Origin of the sequence: Klebsiella sp. JN_Kp126 (assembly GCF_033843325.1) — a bacterium.
GTDB classification, from domain to species: domain Bacteria; phylum Pseudomonadota; class Gammaproteobacteria; order Enterobacterales; family Enterobacteriaceae; genus Klebsiella; species Klebsiella michiganensis.
Map to the genome: position 1 here is coordinate 1 of NZ_JAWXQV010000047.1, position 18374 is coordinate 18374.

Annotated in this window: 16 protein-coding genes; 13 read left to right on the forward strand and 3 right to left on the reverse strand. The window is 60.4% G+C overall.

Annotated elements, in window-relative coordinates:
- Position 1: 1 nt before the first annotated feature.
- The 5 genes from SIK97_RS06560 (at position 2) to fbpC (ending at position 7106) form a co-directional block, all read left to right on the forward strand.
- Positions 2-1489 carry an MASE1 domain-containing protein gene (locus SIK97_RS06560; protein ID WP_319610928.1) on the forward strand — a complete coding sequence of 496 codons (1488 nt, stop codon included), beginning with the start codon at positions 2-4 and terminating at the stop codon, positions 1487-1489.
- Between the two features lie 60 nt (positions 1490-1549).
- Positions 1550-2869 (forward strand): MFS transporter family glucose-6-phosphate receptor UhpC, encoded by a 1320-nt coding sequence (uhpC, locus tag SIK97_RS06565; RefSeq protein ID WP_223852531.1) that lies wholly within the window; start codon positions 1550-1552, stop codon positions 2867-2869.
- Positions 2869-3900 (forward strand): ABC transporter substrate-binding protein, encoded by a 1032-nt coding sequence (locus SIK97_RS06570; RefSeq protein ID WP_025107206.1) that lies wholly within the window; start codon positions 2869-2871, stop codon positions 3898-3900. Before uhpC ends, SIK97_RS06570 begins: the two co-directional genes overlap by 1 nt.
- 69 nt (positions 3901-3969) lie before the next feature.
- The gene (locus SIK97_RS06575; RefSeq protein WP_047724329.1) at positions 3970-6048 is read left to right on the forward strand and encodes an ABC transporter permease; all 2079 of its coding nucleotides are present in this window, start codon (positions 3970-3972) and stop codon (positions 6046-6048) included.
- A gap of 11 nt (positions 6049-6059) precedes the next feature.
- On the forward strand, positions 6060-7106 hold the full coding sequence (gene fbpC, locus SIK97_RS06580) for a ferric ABC transporter ATP-binding protein (RefSeq protein WP_047724330.1): 1047 nt from the start codon (positions 6060-6062) through the stop codon (positions 7104-7106).
- An 89-nt stretch (positions 7107-7195) separates the two neighbouring features.
- Here the strand turns inward: fbpC and mmuM are convergent, their stop codons facing one another.
- Together mmuM and mmuP are read right to left on the reverse strand one after the other, a co-directional pair.
- Complete coding sequence (gene mmuM / locus SIK97_RS06585) at positions 7196-8128, reverse strand: homocysteine S-methyltransferase (protein ID WP_047724331.1); 933 nt, start codon at positions 8126-8128, stop codon at positions 7196-7198.
- Positions 8115-9521, reverse strand: a complete 1407-nt coding sequence (gene mmuP, locus SIK97_RS06590; protein ID WP_032748168.1) for an S-methylmethionine permease — start codon at positions 9519-9521, stop codon at positions 8115-8117. Before mmuP ends, mmuM begins: the two co-directional genes overlap by 14 nt.
- A gap of 290 nt (positions 9522-9811) precedes the next feature.
- Here mmuP and eat point away from each other — a divergent pair, with 290 nt between their 5' ends.
- The 3 genes from eat to eutC are packed head-to-tail and all read left to right on the forward strand — an operon-like array spanning position 9812 to position 13364.
- Complete coding sequence (gene eat, locus SIK97_RS06595; protein WP_032748166.1) at positions 9812-11191, forward strand: ethanolamine permease; 1380 nt, start codon at positions 9812-9814, stop codon at positions 11189-11191.
- An 11-nt stretch (positions 11192-11202) separates the two neighbouring features.
- Positions 11203-12591: an ethanolamine ammonia-lyase subunit EutB gene (locus SIK97_RS06600; RefSeq protein WP_004133738.1), complete on the forward strand. Its 1389-nt coding sequence runs from the start codon at positions 11203-11205 to the stop codon at positions 12589-12591.
- Entirely contained in the window at positions 12588-13364 is a 777-nt protein-coding gene (gene eutC, locus SIK97_RS06605; RefSeq protein WP_032748163.1) for an ethanolamine ammonia-lyase subunit EutC, read from the forward strand. Before SIK97_RS06600 ends, eutC begins: the two co-directional genes overlap by 4 nt.
- Positions 13365-13624: 260 nt before the next feature.
- Here the strand turns inward: eutC and SIK97_RS06610 are convergent, their stop codons facing one another.
- The gene (locus SIK97_RS06610) at positions 13625-13768 is read right to left on the reverse strand and encodes a hypothetical protein (protein ID WP_162557331.1); all 144 of its coding nucleotides are present in this window, start codon (positions 13766-13768) and stop codon (positions 13625-13627) included.
- Here SIK97_RS06610 and SIK97_RS06615 point away from each other — a divergent pair.
- Genes SIK97_RS06615 through SIK97_RS06635 form a run of 5 tightly spaced genes read left to right on the forward strand, consistent with a single transcriptional unit; the run spans position 13761 to position 18293 of the window.
- Positions 13761-14867 (forward strand): ABC transporter substrate-binding protein, encoded by a 1107-nt coding sequence (locus SIK97_RS06615; RefSeq protein ID WP_024359092.1) that lies wholly within the window; start codon positions 13761-13763, stop codon positions 14865-14867. The genes SIK97_RS06610 and SIK97_RS06615 overlap by 8 nt on opposite strands.
- Before the next feature lie 20 nt (positions 14868-14887).
- Positions 14888-15787, forward strand: a complete 900-nt coding sequence (locus SIK97_RS06620; RefSeq protein WP_004099333.1) for a branched-chain amino acid ABC transporter permease — start codon at positions 14888-14890, stop codon at positions 15785-15787.
- Positions 15787-16836: a branched-chain amino acid ABC transporter permease gene (locus SIK97_RS06625; RefSeq protein ID WP_057173912.1), complete on the forward strand. Its 1050-nt coding sequence runs from the start codon at positions 15787-15789 to the stop codon at positions 16834-16836. Before SIK97_RS06620 ends, SIK97_RS06625 begins: the two co-directional genes overlap by 1 nt.
- Positions 16823-17605, forward strand: coding sequence for an ABC transporter ATP-binding protein (locus SIK97_RS06630; RefSeq protein WP_014228113.1), 783 nt, complete (start codon positions 16823-16825; stop codon positions 17603-17605). The genes SIK97_RS06625 and SIK97_RS06630 overlap by 14 nt, the downstream gene beginning before the upstream one ends.
- Complete coding sequence (locus tag SIK97_RS06635; RefSeq protein ID WP_004848112.1) at positions 17598-18293, forward strand: ABC transporter ATP-binding protein; 696 nt, start codon at positions 17598-17600, stop codon at positions 18291-18293. The genes SIK97_RS06630 and SIK97_RS06635 overlap by 8 nt, the downstream gene beginning before the upstream one ends.
- Positions 18294-18374: the final 81 nt, after the last annotated feature.

Below are 18374 nucleotides of genomic sequence, written 5' to 3' on the forward strand. Positions count from 1 at the left end.
GCTGCCTCCGGTGCTGATGCTGCTCTGGCTGCACGGCGAACAGCTGCTGAACGGCCAGCAGGCGGCGCTGTTCCTGCCGCACGGCGTCTATCTGGCGCTGCTAATCCTGCTTTCGCGCCGCTACTGGCCCGCGCTGGTGCTGCCTCCGGTGCTGATGCTGCTCTGGCTGCACGGCGAACAGCTGCTGAACGGCTATATTCTGCTGGCCGCGCCGTTGATCGGCCTGCTTCCCGCCGGCATCGCCCAACAGTTCTGGCACCGCTTTCCCCTTTACTGGCAGCGGCTGACGCTGCTGCTGGCTACGGTTACCGCCAGCGCGCTGCTCAACACCGCCCTGCTCTCGCCGTTTGTGAAAAGCCCGGCGATGATGCTCGGCCTGGCCTCGTTTACCGGCGGGGTGCTGCTGACGCCGTTTGTCTATCTGATTTTTGAATTCCTGCGCCAGCAGCACCGCTACCATCTACTGGGGCTGGATACCAATAATCCACCGCTGCGCACCTCGCTGATCATCTGGTGCAGCCTGTTCTTTATCATCGGCATCGGCACCCAGATGGTACTGTCGCCGGAAATCGAGCGCCTGCTGTTAATTGTGGTGTTTCTGCCCAACGTGGTGATGGCGTGGAAGTTCGGCTGGCAGGGCGGCGTCCTTTCCGGCCTGCTGGGTAGCATGATGATCACCATCGCCCGCCAGGTTGGCGTTGGATTCAGCAACCTGGTGGAGCTGGAGATTTTTCTGGCCACCCAGGCGCTGCTCGGCATCGGGCTGGGCATTGCCATCAGTCGCCAGCAGCACCTGGCGCAAAACCTGCACCACTATCGCCAGCGGCTGGAGGCGGAGCTGGCGGCCCGGCGGGCGCTGGCCGAAAAGCTGATCCATACCGAAGAGGATACGCGCAAAAGCCTGGCGCGCGAGCTGCACGACGAAATCGGCCAGAATATTACCGCCATTCAGATCCAGTCGCAGCTGGTGAAGCGGGCGCGCGATCCGGCACAAACCCAGGCCGCCGCCAGCCAGATTAACGATCTCGCCCGGCGTATTCACCACTCCACCCGCCAGCTGCTGCGCCAGCTGCGCCCGCCGGCCCTCGATGAGCTGTCGTTTAAAGAGGCGCTGCACCATTTGCTCAATGAGTTTGCCTTTGCCGAGCGCGGTATCCGCTGCCGCTTTGACTACCGGCTCACCGCCACGCCGGAGAGCGAAACGGTGCGCTTCACCCTCTATCGGCTGCTGCAGGAGCTGCTTAATAACGTCTGTAAGCACGCCGACGCCAGCGAGGTCGCCATTGCCCTGTATCAGCAGGGGACGCTGCTGCGCCTGGAGGTGAAGGACAACGGTATCGGCATCAGCCCCGACAAAATGGCCGGCTTCGGCATTCAGGGCATGCGTGAGCGGGTCAGCGCCCTGGGCGGAGAGCTGACGCTGGAGTCGCAGCGCGGCACACGCGTAATTGTTAACTTGCCCACAAATTTGCAACAAACAGCCGGCTAACCAGGAAAAAGTCTTAGTCACTCCGGACTTTCTCTCATCCCCTTTCGATTTCACTTTCATATAGTCAGCAAAACGGAGACGGCTATGCGCTCAGCAACCGACATTAATCAACGTTACAGGACGCTGCGTCCGCAGCTGCTGATGTACATGGTCATCGGGTATGCGGCGTTTTACCTGACGCGCAAAAGCGTCAACTACGTATTGCCGGCGCTGCAAACGGATCTGGGCCTGGATAAAGGCGATATCGGCCTGCTGGGATCGCTGTTTTACCTGACCTACGGCCTGTCGAAGTTTACCGCCGGGCTGTGGCACGACAGCCACGGGCAGCGCTGGTTTATGGGCGCGGGACTGTTCGCCACCGGTCTGCTGAACGTGGTTTTCGCCTTCGGCGAGTCGCTGACGCTGCTGCTGGCGGTCTGGACGCTGAACGGATTTTTTCAGGGCTGGGGCTGGCCTCCCTGCGCCCGCCTGCTAACCCACTGGTACTCGCGCAACGAACGCGGCTTCTGGTGGGGCTGCTGGAATATGTCGATCAACATCGGCGGGGCGATTATCCCGCTGATTAGCGCCTTTGCCGCCCATTGGTGGGGCTGGCAGGCGGCGATGCTGGCACCGGGGATGATCAGCATGGCATCAGGCATCTGGTTAACGCTGCACCTGAAAGGAACGCCCCGCGAAGAGGGATTGCCGTCGGTGGGCGCCTGGCGTAACGACCCGTTGGAGCTGCGCCAGGAGCGGCAAAGCCCGCCGATGGGGCTGTGGCAGATGCTGCGTACCACGATGCTGAAGAACCCGATGATCTGGCTGCTGGGCGTCTCTTATGTGCTGGTCTACCTGATCCGCATCGCGCTCAACGACTGGGGCAACATCTGGCTGACGGAGAGCCACGGCGTCAATCTGCTCAGCGCCAACGCCACGGTGATGCTGTTTGAAGCGGGCGGCCTGCTCGGCGCGCTGTTCGCCGGATGGGGTTCGGATCTGCTGTTCAGCGGCCAGCGGGCGCCGATGATTTTACTGTTCACGCTGGGGCTGATGGTCTCCGTCGCCGCGCTCTGGCTGGCGCCGGTACACCACTACGCGCTGCTGGCGGTTTGTTTCTTTACGGTGGGCTTCTTCGTTTTTGGCCCGCAAATGCTGATTGGCCTCGCGGCGGTGGAGTGTGGACACAAAGCGGCGGCGGGTTCCATCAGCGGGTTTCTCGGCCTGTTCGCCTATCTGGGGGCAGCGCTGGCGGGCTGGCCTCTGTCGCTGGTCATTGAACGCTACGGCTGGTCGGGGATGTTCAGTTTACTCTCGGTCGCCGCAGTTCTGATGGGTTTATTGCTGATGCCGCTGCTGATGGCGAGCATTACTACCTCTGCTGCTCAAAGGATAAAATAATGAAAAAAACGCTGGTCACTACCCTGATTGCTTCCGGCATTGCGCTGGCGACGTTAAGCGGCGCGGCGCATGCCAAAGGTCGCCTGGTGGTCTATTGCAGCGCCACCAACGAAATGTGTGAGGCGGAAACTAAAGCCTTCGGCGAAAAATATGACGTAAAAACCTCGTTTATTCGCAACGGCTCCGGCAGCACGCTGGCGAAGGTCGATGCCGAGAAGAAAAACCCGCAGGCGGATGTCTGGTACGGCGGCACCCTCGACCCGCAGTCCCAGGCCGGCGAAATGGGCCTGCTGCAGCCCTATAAATCGCCGAATCTTACGCAGGTGATGGAGCAGTTCCGCGATCCGGCGAAGCTGAAAGGCAACTACTCCTCGGCGGTGTACGTCGGCATTCTCGGCTTCGGCGTGAACACCCAGCGCCTGAAAGAGAAAAACCTGCCGGTGCCAAAATGCTGGAAGGATCTGACCAAACCGGAATACAAAGGCGAAATCCAGATTGCCGACCCGCAGAGCTCCGGCACCGCCTACACCGCGCTGGCGACCTTCGCCCAGCTGTGGGGAGACGATCAGGCTTTCGATTATCTTAAACAGCTCAACGCTAACGTCTCCCAGTACACGAAATCCGGTATCGCCCCGGCGCGCAACGCCGCCCGCGGTGAAACGGCCATCGGCATCGGCTTCCTGCACGACTATTCGCTGGAAAAAGAACAGGGCGCGCCGCTGGAGCTGATCTCGCCGTGCGAAGGCACCGGCTACGAAATTGGCGGCGTGAGCATTCTGAAGGGCGCGCGCAACCTCGACAACGCCAAACTGTTCGTCGACTGGGTGCTGTCGAAAGAGGCCCAGGAGCTGGCGTGGAAGAAAGGCAAGTCCTATCAGATCCTGACCAACACCAGCGCCGAAACTTCGCCGAACTCGCTGAAGCTCGACGACCTGAAGCTTATCAACTACGACATGGATAAATACGGCTCAACGGACGTGCGTAAAGCGCTCATCAATAAATGGGTTAGCGAAGTGAAGATGGGTAAATAAGCCCGCACTGCGTTCATTTGCCGGGTGGCGGCATCAACGCCCTACCCGGCCTACGACACCGGAAAACTTATGTCACACACACTTGCACTCCATCCCGTGAAAAAGCGGGATGCGATATTCCTTTGGGTTTTATTCGGCTGGCTGGCGTTCGCCCTGCTGCCGAGCTGGAGCCTGGATTACGGTCTGCTGGAGTCCACGCAAGATGAAATTCTCGCGGCCTACGGCTGGTCACAGTTCAATATCAGCTGGCTGTGGTATCTCCTGCCGAGCCTGCTGCTGATTCGTCCATGGCAGGAAGCCAGCCGGGAGCAGCGCAGCCGCCACTACCTCGACGCCGGCTGGGCATTTTTATGTATGGCGTTTATTGTCGTCAGCGCCACCGTGGAAGGCCGCGGGTTAGGCTACGCCACCCTCGTGCTGTTTGTCGCGCTGGGGGCCATCATGACCCTGGCGCTCACCCGCCTGGAATGGCTGGGCGGCGACCGCTTTGTGATTGGTTCGCTGGTCACCATCGTGGCGTTAATCGGCGTCTTTATCGTCTGGCCGAGCATCGCCATTTTTATCCCGATGTTCACCAACGACGCCGGCGAGTTTGCCCCGCTGGCGTTTATGGCCGTGCTGTCGCAGGCGCATATTGTCCAGGTGATCCTCAACTCCATCGCCCTGTCGATTGCGGTAGGCATCGGCTGCACCTTCTTTGGTCTGGTGCTGGCGATTTACACCACTCGCATCGCCAAGCGCAGCGCGATTATCGGCCGCATTTTCTCGATTCTGCCGATCGTCACCCCGCCGTTTGTCGTCGGCCTCGGCGTTACCCTGATGATGGGCCGTTCCGGCTACGTCACCGAACTGATGGTCGACTGGTTCGGCTTAACCAACACCAACTGGCTGTACGGATTTACCGGCATCTGGCTGGCGCAGGTGCTGGCGTTCACCCCGATGGCGTTTATGATCCTCGACGGCGCGATTAAGACCATTCATCCGTCGCTGGAGGAGGCGTCGTACACCCTGCGCGCCAGCCGCTGGCAGACCTTTAACGGCGTCTTCGTCCCGCTGCTGAAACCGGCGCTGGCGAACGCGTTTTTAATTGTCATCGTCCAGTCGCTGGCCGACTTCAGCAACCCGCTGGTGCTCGGCGGCAACTTCGACGTGCTGGCGACGCAAATCTACTTCTATATCACCGGTTCGCAGCTCGATTATCAGGCCGCCAGTACCCTGGGCGCGTTCCTGCTGCTGTTCTCGCTGCTGGTGTTCTGCATTCAGTATATGTGGATCGGCAAGCGCTCGTACGTCACGGTTTCCGGTAAGTCCTATCGCGGCGACGTGCAGCCGCTGCCGGTGACCCTGGTGTGGAGCGTGATCGCCATTCTGGCGGTGTGGATCGCCTTCAACGCCCTGCTCTACGGCAGCATTTTCTACGGCAGCTTTACCGTTAACTGGGGCGTGGATTACACCCTGACGCTGGATAACTTTATCAAGCTGTTCGGCCAGGGGATGAGCGACGGCGCCTGGCCTTCGCTGCTCGATACCCTGCTCTACGCCGGGATCGCCGCGCCGATCACCGCCGCCTTCGGCCTGCTGATCGCCTGGATCGTGGTGCGTCAGCAGTTTAAAGGCAAAAAGACCATCGAGTTCACCACCATGCTGTGCTTCGCGGTGCCGGGCACCGTGGCGGGCGTCTCCTATATTCTCGCCTTTAACAGCGCGCCGGTGTACCTCACCGGAACGGCGGCGATTGTGATTATCTCGATGGTGATGCGTAACGTGCCGGTGGGCATCCGGGCGGGCATTGCCGGTTTAGGCCAGATCGACAAATCGCTGGACGAAGCGTCGCTCAGCCTGCGCGCGGGTTCCCTGCGCACCATTACGCATATCCTGCTGCCGCTGCTGCGCCCGGCGATCCTCTCGGCGCTGATCTACAGCTTTGTGCGCGCCATTACCACCGTCAGCGCCATTGTGTTCCTCGTGACGCCGGACACCCGCGTCGCTACCGCCTATATCCTCAACCGGGTGGAAGACGGCGAATACGGCGTGGCGATCGCCTACGGATCGATTCTGATCGTAGTGATGCTGGCGATTATTTTTATCTTTGACTGGCTGATCGGGGAAGCGCGTATCTCCCGGTCAAAAGCCAAAAACCAGGCGTAATGGAGCGCACTATGAGTCAGAAAAATTTTGTTGAACTGCGCAACGTCACCAAGCTATTCGGCAGCAACACGGTTATCGACAATATCAATCTCACCATCCCGCAGGGGCAAATGGTGACCCTGCTCGGCCCTTCCGGCTGCGGTAAGACCACCATTCTGCGCCTGGTCGCCGGGCTGGAAAAACCGAGCGAAGGGCAGATTTTCATCGATGGCGAAGACGTGACCCATCGCTCCATTCAGCAGCGCGACATCTGTATGGTGTTTCAGTCTTACGCCCTGTTTCCGCATATGTCGCTGGGGGACAACGTCGGCTACGGTCTGAAGATGCTCGGCGCGTCGCGCAGCGATGTGAAAGCGCGGGTGAAGGAGGCGCTGGCGATGGTGGATCTGGAGGGCTTCGAAGACCGCTATGTCGATCAGATCTCCGGCGGCCAGCAGCAGCGCGTAGCGCTGGCGCGCGCCCTGATCCTCAAGCCAAAGGTGCTGCTGTTTGATGAGCCCTTAAGCAACCTCGACGCCAACCTGCGGCGCAGCATGCGCGATAAGATCCGCGAACTGCAAAAGCAGTTTGATATCACCTCGCTGTACGTGACCCACGATCAGAGTGAAGCCTTTGCGGTTTCCGATACCGTGCTGGTGATGAATAAGGGGCATATCATGCAGATCGGCTCGCCGCAGGATCTTTACCGCCAGCCCGCGTCGCGCTTTATGGCGAGCTTTATGGGCGATGCCAACCTGTTCCCGGCCGCCTTCAGCGAGGGGTTCGTCGATATTTATGGCTATCGGCTGCCGAGGCCGCCGCATTTTGCCGCCCACGGCGAGGGCAGCGTCGGCGTCCGCCCGGAGGCGATCACCCTGAGCGATCGCGGCGAGGAGAGCCAGCGCTGCACGATTCGCCACGTGGCCTATATGGGGCCACAGTACGAGGTGACGGTAGAGTGGCACGGGCAGGAAATTTTGCTGCAGGTGAACGCGACGCGGCTGCAGCCGGACGTCGGCGAGCATTACTATCTCGAAATCCACCCGTACGGGATGTTTGTGTTAGCGGATGCCGGATGATTGATGCCGGGTAGCGCTTACGCTTACCCGGCCTACGATTCGTGCACGTTGTCGGCCGGGTAAGGCATCAGCCGCCACCCGGCGCAAACTCAACGCCGGGCGTTCAGTTCGGCAATATCCTTCGGCGTCGTGCGGCAGCAGCCGCCAATCAGCTTCGCCCCCGCCGCCAGCCACTGGGGTAAATATTCCGCCAGCGTTGCACAGGCTTCGCCGTGGTGATGCCAGGTCTTGGATACCGCGTCATAGTGCTCACCGGAATTAGGATAAACCACCAGCGGCAGAGCCGTCAGGCTATGCAGATGCGCCAGCGCGGCGGTGGTGTTTTCAAGCGCGATACAGTTAATGCCCAGCGCCACCACCTGCGGATAGTTTGCCAGCACCCCAATCACTTCCCGCAGCGGCGTGCCGTCGCTGAGATGCTGCGCATCGCGCAGGGTAAACGAGAACCACGCCCGCGCGCGCGGATAGGCGGTCAGCAGCTCCGCCAGCGCCTTCATCTCGGCGAAATTCGGCATCGTTTCGCAGGCCAGCAGATCGGCCCCGGCGTCGAGCAGCGCTTCCACGCGCGGACGATGAAACGCCTGAAATTCCTCACGGCTGCGGACATAATCGCCGCGATACTCCGAACCGTCCGCCAGGAAGGCGCCGTACGGCCCGACCGAACCGGCAACCAGCAGCGCCCCCGCCTGCGGGTTTTCCGCCAGATACGCCTCCCGCGCCTTGCGGGCCAGCTCAACGCTTTTGCCGATCAGCGCTTTCGACTGCGCTTCATCGAGGCCGCGGGCGGCAAAGCCCGCCGGCGTCGCCTGATAGCTGGCGGTGATCGCCACCTGCGCGCCGGCGCGGAAATAGTCGAGGTGAACTTCGCGGATAAGCTCCGGGTTGTCGACCAGCACTTTCGCCGACCACAGGCTGTCGGCAAGATTGCAGCCGCGCGCTTCCAGCTCCGTCGCCATCGCGCCGTCCAGCAGGATAAAGGGCTTTGCGTCAAGGAGGGCGGTTAACGGATTATTCTGCAACATGTTGAGGCTCCTGGGTGAGTTTCCGTGAACGAGTCAGATAATACGCACCATAACACAGTGCCACGAACGGGATCCCGCACCACAGCGCAATCCTCTGACTCGGGTCAAACGCCAGACCCACGCAGGCCACCAGGCAAAGCACAAATCCCAGCGCCGGCACCAGCGGATACCACGGCGCGCGATAGTGCAGTTCGCTTAGCGCCTTCCCCTGCTGCAGATGGCGACGGCGGAACATAAAGTGCGAGGCGCAGATGCTCAGCCATACCGCCACCACCGCGAAGCCGGAAATCGCCGACAGCGCGACAAACACCGTATCCGGGGCCACGACGCTGGAGAAGAGCGCCAGCACGCCGCCAAGCATGCTGACCGAAATCGCCGTCAGCGGCACGCCGTTCTTGGTTAATTTAGTAAAACAGGCCGGCAGCGTTTTTTCATTGGAGAGCGACCACAGCATCCGCCCGGAGGCGTAGAGGCCAGAGTTGGCCGCCGATAGAATCGCCGTCAGGATCACAAAGTTAAAGATATCCGCCGCGTAAGGGATCCCCACCTTTTCGAACACCAGCACAAACGGGCTTTTTTCGACTCCCGCCTGCTGCATCGGGATCAGCGCCGCCAGCACGAAGACGGTGCCGATAAAAAAGATAATCAGCCGGGCGATGGTGGTACGAATGGCCACCGGAATGACTTTGTGCGGATTCTCCGTTTCCCCCGCCGCGATGCCGATAAGCTCGGTGCCGGAGAAAGCGAAGTTAACCGCCACCATGGTCATCAGGATCGGCAGACCGCCGTGCGGGAACCAGCCTTCGGCGGTGATATTGCGCAGCCCCGGCGCCGGGGAGCCATCCTGCATCGGAATGATGCCGAAGATCGCCGCCCCGCCGAGAATAATAAAGGCAATAATGGTGACCACCTTCACCAGCGAGAACCAGAATTCACCTTCGGCAAAGAAGCGGGTGGAGATAACGTTGAGGGCGAAAATCACCGCGCAGAACACCACGCACCAGACCCATACCGGCACCTGCGGGAACCAGTACTGCATGCAGAATCCGGCGGCGGTGAAGCTTGAGCCAAGCGCGACGGTCCAGGTAAGCCAGTAGAGCCAGGCGACGGTGTACCCGGTCGCCGGGCCGAGATAGCGGGCGGCGTAGACGTGAAACGCCCCGGTTTCCGGCATCGCCACCGAGAGTTCGCCCAGACACTGCATCACCAGCCAGACCACCAGCGCGCCAATCAGATAGGCCAGCAGCGTACCCGCCGCTCCGGTTGTGGAGATGATATAGCCGGTATTAAAAAATAGCCCTGTGCCAATAACGCCACCCAGCGACAGCATAATCAGGTGGCGGGTCTTCATGGTGCGCTTAAGCTGCCCACCTTGTTGTTGTGTTGTTTGCATTTGACCTCATGGGCGTATAGACATCTAAACATCCAGATAAGAGATTCCTTATACCCCGCCTATCGCCAAATTGCAAAGCGGCCTGGCGCGATGGCGCAAAAAAGACGCTGGCGCCCTCATGCACCAGTAACGCCACATTTGCGGGCAGCTGCACCACCGCGACTCTCCCGCCGGGCGCGGTCTGCACCTTTTTTGATCCTCGTTGGCGTAAACCGCCGCGTTTATCGGTGGTATGCCCTGGCATTCTCTTTGCAACCCTCCCGATATCTTTATCTGGCGAGGCAACGAACATGACAGAGCAAACCACAACGCTAAAAAGAACGCTCGGCAGTTTCCGCTTATGGGGGATCGCCGTTGGGCTGGTTATTTCCGGAGAGTATTTTGGCTGGAGCTACGGCTGGTCCCAGGCCGGGACGCTGGGCTTTATGATCGTCGCGCTGGCCATCGCCGCGATGTACTGCGCCTTTATTTTTAGCTTTACCGAGCTGACCACCGCCATTCCGCATGCGGGCGGGCCTTTTGCCTACGCCTACCGCGCCTTTGGCCCGACCGGCGGGTTTATCGCCGGCTTCGCGACCCTGATTGAATTCGTCTTCGCCCCGCCCGCCATCGCCATGGCCATCGGCGCCTATCTTAACGTGCAGTTTCCGGCGCTCGACCCCAAATGGGTGGCCTGCAGCGCCTACATCATCTTTATGACGCTGAATATTCTCGGCGTGGGTATCGCCGCGACCTTTGAGCTGGTGGTGACGTTATTAGCGATTTTCGAACTGCTGGTGTTTATGGGCGTTGTCGCGCCGGGCTTCTCCTGGAGCCACTTTACTGCTAACGGCTGGGCGGGCGCGGAGAGCTTCAGCGGCCTGGCGCTGCCGGGGATGTTTGCCGCCATCCCGTTCGCTATCTGGTTCTTTCTGGCGATTGAAGGCGCATCGATGGCCGCCGAAGAGGCGAAGGATCCGCAGCGCACCATTCCCCGGGCGCTGGGCGGCGGCATCCTGACCCTGACCGTGCTGGCGATTGGCGTGATGATTTTTGCCGGCGGCGTGGGCGACTGGCGAACCCTGGCCAATATTAACGACCCGCTGCCGCAGGCGATGAAAATGGTGGTCGGCAACAGCAGCGGCTGGCTGCATATGCTGGTGTGGCTGGGGCTCTTCGGCCTGGTGGCCTCGTTCCACGGGATTATCATGGGCTACTCGCGGCAGATTTACTCGCTGGCGCGCGCGGGCTATCTCCCCGCCAGCCTGGCGACGCTGAACCGCCGCACCCGCACGCCGCATCTGGCGATCCTCGCCGGGGGCGTGGTGGGCATCGCCGCCATTTTCTCCGATTCGCTGATCACCATTAGCGGGATGCCGCTGACCGCCTGTATCGTCACGATGTCGGTATTTGGCGCTATTGTTATGTATATCACCTCGATGGCGGCGCTGTTTAAACTGCGCCGCAGCGAGCCGAAGCTGATTCGACCGTTCCGCGCACCGCTCTATCCGTGGGCGCCGGCCTTCGCGCTGGCCATGGCGGTACTCTGCCTGGTGGCGATGGTCTGGTACAACACGCTGCTGGCGCTGATTTTCGCCGCCATGATGCTCGGCGGCTACCTGTGGTTTCGCAAGACCGCAGCGGCCCGCCAGCGCGCGGCGGTGGATCCGCAGCTGCGTACGGTCTCCTGAGGAGGCGACACATGTATAAAACTACGCTATCGGGCCAGGTATGGCGCTTTGATAGTCTGAAAACCTTGATGGCGAAGGCCTCTCCTGCGCGTTCCGGCGACGCGCTGGCGGGCGTTATCGCCGGCTCCGCCGAAGAGCGGATGGCGGCAAAAATGGCGCTGGCGGAGGTTCCGCTCACGGAGATTCTCGATAATCCGCTGATTCCCTACGAGCAGGATGAGGTGACCCGGCTGATCCTCGATACCCACGACGCCCGGGGCTTCGCGGCGATTCGCCATCTTACGGTCGGCGATTTTCGCGACTGGCTGCTCGACGACGCCACCGATGAAGCGGCGCTGCGCCAGGTCGCCCGCGCGATAACCCCGGAGATGGCTGCCGCGGTCAGCAAGCTGATGCGCAATCAGGATCTGATCCTCGCCGCTAGCAAATGCCGGGTCGTCACCCGTTTTCGCAATACCATCGGCCTGCCGGGGCGCCTGAGCGTGCGCCTGCAGCCTAATCACCCGACCGATGATATGAAAGGCATCGCCGCCAGCATGCTCGACGGCCTGCTGTACGGCGCCGGGGACGCGGTGATCGGCATCAATCCGGCCAGCGACAGCCTGCCGGTGCTGGCGCAGCTGAACCATATGCTTGACGATATTATTCAGCGCTTCGCCATCCCCACCCAGTCGTGCATTTTGACCCACGTCACCAACACCCTGCAGCTGATTGAGCGCGGCGCGCCGGTGGATCTGGTGTTCCAGTCGGTGGCCGGTACCGAAGCCGCCAACAGCGGTTTCGGCATTAATCTGGCGCTGCTGCAGGAAGCGCGGGAAGCGGCGCTTAGCCTGAACCGCGGCACGCTGGGCAACAACGTGATGTATTTTGAAACCGGCCAGGGCAGCTGTCTTTCCGCCAACGCCCACCACGGCGTTGATCAGCAGACCTGCGAAGCCCGGGCCTATGCCGTCGCCCGCCATTTTGAGCCGCTGCTGGTCAATACGGTGGTGGGCTTTATCGGCCCGGAGTATCTGTACGATGGTAAGCAGATTATCCGCGCCGGGCTGGAAGATCACTTCTGCGGCAAGCTGATGGGGCTGCCCATCGGCTGCGACGTTTGCTACACCAATCACGCCGAAGCGGATCAGGACGATATGGATACCCTGCTGACGCTGCTCTGCGCGGCCGGGCTGACCTTTTTGATCGGCGTTCCGGGGGCTGACGATATTATGCTCAACTACCAAAGCACCTCGTTCCACGATGCCCTTTACGCCCGCCGACTGCTGGGTTTACAGCATGCGCCTGAGTTCGCCGACTGGCTGACGAAGATGCAGATTATTGACCGTCACGGCGCGCTGCGTCTGACCGATGCCCGCCATCCGCTGCTTTCCGTCCTGCCGCAAGGAGAACCGGTATGAATCCTCCCGACGCCTGGAACCCGCTGCGTGAATTTACCGATGCGCGGATTGCGCTGGGGCGCAGCGGCGCCAGCCTGCCGACCCGCGAAGTGCTGAATTTCGGCCTCGCCCACGCCCGGGCGCGCGATGCCATTCACCAGCCTTTCGCCAGCGACCAGTTAGTCCAGCCGCTGGCGGAGCTGGGGCTGTCGACGCTGACCGTCCGCAGCGCCGCCAGCGATCGCCATGTCTATCTGAATCGCCCGGATCTGGGGCGACAGCTGAACGAAGAGAGCCGCGCCGACCTCGCCGCCAGCGGCGCGCGCCCCGCCGACCTGCTGCTGGTGATTGGCGACGGGCTGTCGTCGTACGCCGTGCAGCGCCAGGCGGTGCCGCTGATTCGCGCCCTGCTGCCCTATCTGAAAACCCTCGGCCTGAGCCTGGCCCCGGTGGTGCTGGCGCACCAGTCGCGGGTCGCGCTGGGCGATGATATAGGCGAAACGCTGAAGGCCAGAGCGGTGGCGATATTGATTGGCGAAAGGCCCGGGCTCTCCTCGCCGGATAGCCTCGGGGTGTATTTAACCTGGCAGCCGCATCGTCAGCGGCTGGAGTCGGAGCGCAACTGTATTTCTAATATCCGTCCGGAAGGACTGAGCTTTGATGCCGCCGCATTTAAACTGGCCTGGCTACTCGAGCAGGCCTTTTTGCGGCGGCTTACCGGAGTGCGCCTGAAAGACGAAAGCGATAATCCGGCGCTGCATGGAAAAATAAAACCGTTGAGCCATTTAAAATAATAAGTCACGCGGGCAGCAGAATAGATTTTTAATATTATCGGGCGCACCTGAATATTATATTCGGGTGCGCGCTGAAATTGCGGGCTTTCCAGGCCGGGTAAGGCGTCAGCCGCCACCTGGCAAAATGCGTTAACCGTACCAAAAACAGTATTTTCATCAGCCTTATGCCCTCTCCTGGAGGTAATAAGAATATTGCATGAGTAAAAACGAAACGGACGTTGTAAGGTAAATCCGCATACCAAATATATCTCGTTATCTATTCAACATAACAGCCAATAATTCGCCGGATACGCTGGCGAATTATGTCTCAATGTTATGCAGTCATTGATGGTTAAAGATAAATAATCGACCGACGGTGAGGTAACAATGAACAAGTTTTCCGGGAAAGCGTCTTTAATGGCCACGCTGGTTGCCGCGTGGGTCGGTGCCAGCAGCGCGCAGGCGGCTGAAATTAAAATCGGCGTGGTCTTACCGCTGAGCGGCGCGCTGAGCGGCTACGGTCAGCCTTCGCAAAAAGGGCTGGATATTATCCAGAGCATTACGCCGACGTTAAAAAACGGCGACACCGTGAAGCTTATCGTGATCGACGATAAGAGCGATAAGGTCGAAGCCGCTAACGCCATGCAGCGCCTGGTTTCCAGCGATAAAGTCGATGCGGTGATCGGCGAAGTCACCTCCTCCAATACCCTGGCGATGACCAAAATCGCCGACGACAGCAAAACGCCGCTGGTCTCCTCAACCGCGACCAACGACCGCGTTACCCGCAACCACCCTTACGTCAGCCGGGTCTGCTTCTCCGACAGCTTCCAGGGCGTGGTCGGCGCTAACCTCGCCTCGCGCGATCTGAAAGCCAAAACCGCCGCCATCGTCTTCGACAGCAGCAACGACTACTCCGTCGGCCTGGCGAAGGCCTTTCGCACGCAGTTCCTGAAAAACGGCGGCACCATTCCTATCGAAGTTCAGGCTCCCGGCGGCAGCAAAGACTTTAAGGCCCAGCTGGCCAGCGTGAAGGCGAAGAACGTCGACATGATCTATATGCCGATCTACTACACCGAAGGGGCGCTGATCGCCGTACAGGCGAAGCAGCTGGGGCTGAGCAAGCCGGTGGTCGGCGGCGACGGGCTGGCGGCGGATCAGGTCTTTTTTGACGTCGGCAAAGACGCGGTCAACGGCTATATGACCACCGACTACTACTCGCCGAACGCCAAAGAGCAAACGCCGGCGGGCGAGGTGTTTATCAAAGCCTGGGAAGCCAAATACCAGCAGCCGACCCACACCTGGGGCGCGATGGCGGCGGACGCCTATAACGTCATTATCAACGCCATGAACCAGTGCAGCGACCCGCACGACCGGGTTTGCGTTAACGAAAAAATTCGCGCCACTAAGGACTTCCAGGGCGTAACCGGCACGCTGACGTTACAAAACGGCGACGCTATCCGCAGCGCGGTCATCAACGAAGTGAAGGATGGCAAGCTGGCGTTTCGTACCGTGGTTAATCCTTAAGGTTTTATAAGGGATATCAGATGGATGGTGCCATTTTTCTCCAGCAAGTGGTCAATGGAATGAGCCTTGGGGGCATGTACGCCCTGATTGCCATCGGTTATACGATGGTTTATGGGGTGCTGCGCCTGATCAACTTCGCCCATGCGGACGTAATGATGGTCGGGGCGTTTACCACCCTGTTTTTGTTTTCTTCCATTGGGCTACCCTTCGGGGTAGCCGTTTTCCTGACCCTCGCGCTGTGCGGCCTGTTCGGCATGCTGATCGACCGGGTGGCCTATCGCCCGCTGCGTCAGGCATCAAAAATCTCCATGCTGATCACCGCCATCGGCGTCAGCTTCTTCCTCGAAAACCTGTTCAACGTGCTGTTTGGCGGCAGCTCGCGCTTCTTTTCCGCACCGGAATTTTTCAACAACACCCGCGCCTTTGGTGACGTGATTATCACCAACGTGGCGTGGATCGTGCCGCTGATCACCGTCCTGCTGCTGCTGGCGATCCTCTGGCTGCTGTACCGCACCCGCTACGGGATGGCGATCCGCGCGGTGGCCTTCGACGTTAATACCGTGCGCCTGATGGGCATCGACGCCAACCGCATTATCTCGCTGGTGTTCGCCCTCGGCAGCAGCCTCGCGGCGCTGGGCGGGGTGTTCTACTCCATCAGCTACCCGACCATCGACCCGCTGATGGGCGTGCTGATCGGCCTGAAGGCCTTCGCCGCCGCGGTGCTCGGCGGAATCGGCAGCGTCACCGGCGCGGTGCTCGGCGGCTTTATTCTCGGCTTTACCGAGGTGGTGGCGGTCGCTCTGTTTCCCGAGCTGGGCGGTTACAAAGACGCCTTTGCCTTTATGTTCTTGATTCTGGTCCTCTTGTTCCGCCCGGTTGGCATTATGGGCGATGAACGTCTGGAAAGGAGCCGTTTCTGATGCTCAACGCTACGACTACCGCCGGGGCGCAGCTGCGCAACCTGGTCATTATTGCTCTCTGCGTCGCGCTGCTGGCCGGGATCAACGTCGTCTTCAACGACTACATTATTCGCGTCATCAGCACCATTTTCGTCTTTATGATCCTCGCGGTCAGCTATAACCTGATCAACGGCGTGACCGGCCAGCTGTCGCTGGAGCCCAACGGCTTTGTGGCGGTCGGCGCTTACGTCACCGCCCTGCTGATCCTCCCCAGCGACAGCAAGCTGGATATGTTTGAGATGGCCTCGCCCAGCCCGTGGATCCTCGTGCTGCACGCCGGGTTCCTGCCCGCGCTGCTCATTAGCGGCCTGTGCGCGGCGGCGCTGGCGGTTTGCCTTGCCCTGCCGGTCTTCCGCGTGCGCGGCGACTACCTGGCGATTGTGACCCTCGGCTTCGGCTTTATCATTAAAATCCTCGCTATCAACAATCCGCAGATCACCAACGGCGCCATTGGCCTCAACGATATTCCGCAGCAGCCGCATCTCCTGTTCTGGTGCGGGCTGTTCGCCCTGCTGGCGACCGGGATGATTTTGCAGCTGGTGTGGTCGAAGTACGGGCGAATGATGAAAGCGGTGCGCGACGACGAAGACGCCGCTATCGCCATGGGCGTGAACACGTTTCGCATTAAAACCTGCGCCTTCGCCACCAGCGCCTTCTTCGAAGGGATCGGCGGCGGCCTGCTGGCCTCGCTGCTGACCACCATCTCGCCGGGCCTGTTCGACTTTATGCTCACCTTCCAGCTGCTGATTATTATCGTGCTCGGCGGCCTGGGCAGCACCACCGGCGCGCTGCTCGGCACCGTACTGGTGGTCGGCAGCGGCGAGTGGCTGCGCTTTCTCGATCAGCCGCTCCAGTTCCTCGGTCACGATCTCGGCGCGTATCCGGGCCTGCGGATGGTGGTGTTCTCGCTGCTGCTGCTGATCATCATGCTGTTCGCCCGCGAAGGTCTGCTGGGCAAAAAAGAGATTTGGCAAGTGGGCAAAAGGGGCCGCGGCTATGGCGCAAAATAAGGTCATTTTACAGGTGCAGGACGTGACCATGCAGTTCGGCGGCCTGCGGGCCATCGACAGCGTCAGTTTCCACGTCGACGAGGCGGAAATTTTTGGCCTGATTGGCCCCAACGGCGCGGGCAAAACCACGATGTTCAACGTCATCACCGCCAACTATAAGCCGACCAGCGGCAGCGTGACCCTGGCGGGAAAGTCGCTGAAGGGGCTGAAGCCGAACCGGGTGGTCAACGCCGGGATTGCCCGCACCTTTCAGAATATCCGCCTGTTCAACTCGATGACGGTATTAGAAAACGTGATGGTCGGCCTCGACAGCGCCAGCCGCTATTCGCTGCTGGAAGCGGCGCTGCATATTGGCCGCTACTTCCCCGCCGAGCGGGCGGCAAAGGCCAAAGCGATGGCGATTCTGGACGATATCGGTATCGCCCATTTCGCCGACGTGCAGGCCACCAACCTCAGCTACGGCAACCAGCGCAAGGTGGAGATCGCCCGCGCGCTGGCGACGTCGCCAAAATTGCTGCTGCTCGACGAGCCCGCCGCCGGGATGAACCCGAAAGAGACGGAGGATCTGGCGGATCTGATCTTCCGCATGCGTAACGATTATCAGCTCAGCGTACTGCTGATCGAGCACGATATGCCGTTCGTCAACAAGCTGTGCGAGCGGGTGATGGTGCTGGAGTACGGCAAACCGCTGTTTAGCGGCCTGATGTCCGAAGCCATTCAGGATCCGGACGTGATTTCCGCCTACCTGGGGGACGTTCGTTATGCTTAGCGCGCGCGAGTTAAAAGTGTTTTACGGCGTGATTCAGGGGCTGAAAGGGGTGGACATTGATATTCACGACCGGGAGATTGTGACCCTTATCGGCAGCAACGGTGCCGGGAAAACCTCCACCCTCAACGGGATTGTCAACCTGGTGCGCTCCACGGGGCGGGTCAATTTTCTCAACGAGGATATTTCCCGCAGCCAGACGCATCAGATTGTGCGTAAGGGGCTGGCGCTGGTGCCAGAAGGACGGCGCATCTTTACCAACCTGACCATCGAAGAAAATCTGCGCATGGGGGCCTACAACAATCTCGCTGGCTTTACCCGCCTGCGCGATCGCATGTACAGCCTGTTTCCCCGGCTGAAAGAGCGGCGCAGCCAGATGGCGGGAACCATGAGCGGCGGCGAGCAGCAGATGCTGGCGATCGCCAGAGCGTTGATGAGCGAGCCGGTACTGCTGATGCTCGATGAGCCAAGCCTCGGCCTGGCGCCGAAAATTGTCGGGGAGCTGTTTGCGACGATTAAGCAGCTGCGGGAAGAGAATATTACCGTGCTGCTGGTAGAGCAGAACGCCACGGCGGCGTTGACCATCGCCGATCGCGCCTATGTGCTGGAGAATGGGAAGATTATGCTCTCTGGTCCGGCACCGGAGGTGCTGGCGAATCCGGAAATCAAACGGATGTATCTGGGGGGATAAAGCTGTTCAGGGCTGCGGCTTCGCTTCCTGCGTCGCCGCAACCGCAAACAGCCTCGCGCTACACAAAGCACACCTCGTTCC

Excerpts from the sequence above, each read along its gene's own strand:
- SIK97_RS06615 (WP_024359092.1), top strand. The coding sequence starts at position 13,761 with ATGGCCACGCTGGTTGCCGCGTGGGTCGGTGCCAGCAGCGCGCAGGCG.
- fbpC (WP_047724330.1), top strand. The coding sequence starts at position 6,060 with ATGAGTCAGAAAAATTTTGTTGAACTGCGCAACGTCACCAAGCTATTC.
- SIK97_RS06575 (WP_047724329.1), top strand. The coding sequence starts at position 3,970 with ATGTCACACACACTTGCACTCCATCCCGTGAAAAAGCGGGATGCGATA.
- SIK97_RS06570 (WP_025107206.1), top strand. The coding sequence starts at position 2,869 with ATGAAAAAAACGCTGGTCACTACCCTGATTGCTTCCGGCATTGCGCTG.
- SIK97_RS06630 (WP_014228113.1), top strand. The coding sequence starts at position 16,823 with ATGGCGCAAAATAAGGTCATTTTACAGGTGCAGGACGTGACCATGCAG.
- eutC (WP_032748163.1), top strand. The coding sequence starts at position 12,588 with ATGAATCCTCCCGACGCCTGGAACCCGCTGCGTGAATTTACCGATGCG.
- mmuM (WP_047724331.1), bottom strand. The coding sequence starts at position 8,128 with ATGTTGCAGAATAATCCGTTAACCGCCCTCCTTGACGCAAAGCCCTTT.
- mmuP (WP_032748168.1), bottom strand. The coding sequence starts at position 9,521 with ATGCAAACAACACAACAACAAGGTGGGCAGCTTAAGCGCACCATGAAG.
- eat (WP_032748166.1), top strand. The coding sequence starts at position 9,812 with ATGACAGAGCAAACCACAACGCTAAAAAGAACGCTCGGCAGTTTCCGC.
- SIK97_RS06600 (WP_004133738.1), top strand. The coding sequence starts at position 11,203 with ATGTATAAAACTACGCTATCGGGCCAGGTATGGCGCTTTGATAGTCTG.
- SIK97_RS06625 (WP_057173912.1), top strand. The coding sequence starts at position 15,787 with ATGCTCAACGCTACGACTACCGCCGGGGCGCAGCTGCGCAACCTGGTC.
- SIK97_RS06635 (WP_004848112.1), top strand. The coding sequence starts at position 17,598 with ATGCTTAGCGCGCGCGAGTTAAAAGTGTTTTACGGCGTGATTCAGGGG.
- SIK97_RS06620 (WP_004099333.1), top strand. The coding sequence starts at position 14,888 with ATGGATGGTGCCATTTTTCTCCAGCAAGTGGTCAATGGAATGAGCCTT.